The following is a 1,774-nucleotide window of genomic DNA, read 5'->3' as shown; positions in this document are numbered from 1 at the left end:
GAATCGGCCTGGTCTGGATCGCCGCGACCGCAGCCTGCTCAACCTGGGAATCCTTACAGCGTTACGAGCACACGACGAGCTCGCCGGCCACGTGCGAGGCGCGCTCAACAACGGGCTCACTCGCGCGCAGATCACCGAGTCGATCATCCACACCGCCGGATATTGCGGCGCACCCGCGGCACTGGCCGCCATGCGGATCGCCCAGCAGGAATTCGATCAACTCTGACCAACCCCGCAGCAGGTCGAACCTTTTGCCGCGCAGCGAACTCGCGCTCGCCTCTCTGAGGCGTACATTGATCAGTTTCGGCCTTCTGACGCCTATGGAACACTCCGTACTCGACGAGACTGTCAGACGTCCTGTACTGCCGAAGAGGGAGCATCCTGCGTTTGACGTTGACAACCTCCTTGACGCCAACGATCGACAATGTCACAGCAGCGCGTCTGGGGCCGACCATGATCCAGATGACCTATCGGACACGGAGCTCGGAAAGAACGGCCGTGCGCAGCTCGATCTGGCTCCTGTGCGACGGCAGCTGGAACCTTTACTTCCACCAAGGAAAGTTGCAACGCGGGACAGCGACACAGCATGACGGCTAGCCGACGACATGCACGCCAGGCGCTGCCACCTCGACAGAAGCAACATCTCGTGCCGATGATGGTGCCTGCCTCAGTCGGCCGGAACGTGCTCTGAATTCGACGCACCCGGAAGCTAAGGGGGCCAGACCCGGTAGGGACCTGGGATAGTTCGGCGAGTGAACGTGCTGGTGGCGGGATTCGTGGCGGGGTTGGTCGTCGCGATGCTCACCGCACCGGTCGGGGTGTCGGGCGCGGTGTTCCTGCTGCCGGTGCAGATCAGCGTGTTGGGAGTACCCAGCCCTGCGGTGACTCCGACGAATCTGTTGTTCAACGTGGTGTCGATACCGGGGGCGTTGCGGCGCTACAGCCGCCGGGGCCCGCTACGCAGCCCGCTGACTCGAATCCTGCTGGTAGGCACCTTGCCCGGTGTCGTGGTCGGCGCGATGATCCGAGTCTTTTTGGTCCCGAGTGCGGGCGTGTTCAAGCTCATCGCGGCGGCACTGCTGATGCCTCTCGGGGTGTGGCTATGTTTGTTTACGGCCACTCGGGCCGGGGACGACAAGCCGCGGCCGTCTATCCGATTCATCACCGGAACCGCGCTGGCGGTCGGTGTGGTCGGCGGGATCTATGGAATCGGTGGTGGATCGTTGCTGAGCCCGATCCTGGTCGGCCGGGGCGTTCCCTTAGCCGAAGTAGCACCGGCGGCGTTGGCCTCGACGTTCCTGACTTCGATCGCGGGCGCGGCCACCTACCTCGGCCTCGCCGTGGTGACCGGTGGCACCGGCATCGCCCCGGGTTGGGCGATCGGGCTGAGCTGCGGGATCGGCGGCCTGGTCGGCGGATATCTCGGCGCGCACCTGCAACCCCAACTACCCGAACGAGGACTGCGCTTCGCCCTGGGCGGGGTGGCTATCGTGACAGCGAGCATCTATGCCGCACAATCACTCTGAGGCATCTTCGCGCGCACTGCAATGCGGATCGGGTATCCGGCGAAGTCCGCTCCTGCCGAATTGTGTGCGATGACACGGAGCAGCCACGAACTGATAATCCGTTGCCGCCGTGTACTGCGCCGGCCGAGTATGTGGCATGACTTCTGATCTCGCACAGCACTACTCCGGCGCCTCGGAGGACGATCGCCTGTCCAGGTCCCCTCACGGCCGTCTGGAGTTCCTTCGCACACAAGAACTGATCCGCCGTG

The 1,774-nt window shown here is 64.1% G+C and carries 2 protein-coding genes; both read left to right on the top strand.

Annotation, left to right across the window (positions count from 1 at the left end):
* Nucleotides 1-226 (top strand): carboxymuconolactone decarboxylase family protein (locus tag ACFWF3_RS34555; protein ID WP_379318249.1); only part of this gene is annotated, 226 nt, incomplete at its 5' end.
* 526 nt (nt 227-752) lie between these two features.
* Nucleotides 753-1,526, top strand: coding sequence for a sulfite exporter TauE/SafE family protein (locus ACFWF3_RS34550; protein ID WP_379318247.1), 774 nt, complete (start codon nt 753-755; stop codon nt 1,524-1,526).
* Nucleotides 1,527-1,774: the final 248 nt, after the last annotated feature.

The organism is Nocardia sp. NPDC060220 (assembly GCF_042727815.1).
Taxonomy (GTDB): domain Bacteria; phylum Actinomycetota; class Actinomycetes; order Mycobacteriales; family Mycobacteriaceae; genus Nocardia.
Note: the sequence above shows the minus strand (reverse complement) of the source record. Positions and strands in the feature narration are given on the sequence as shown.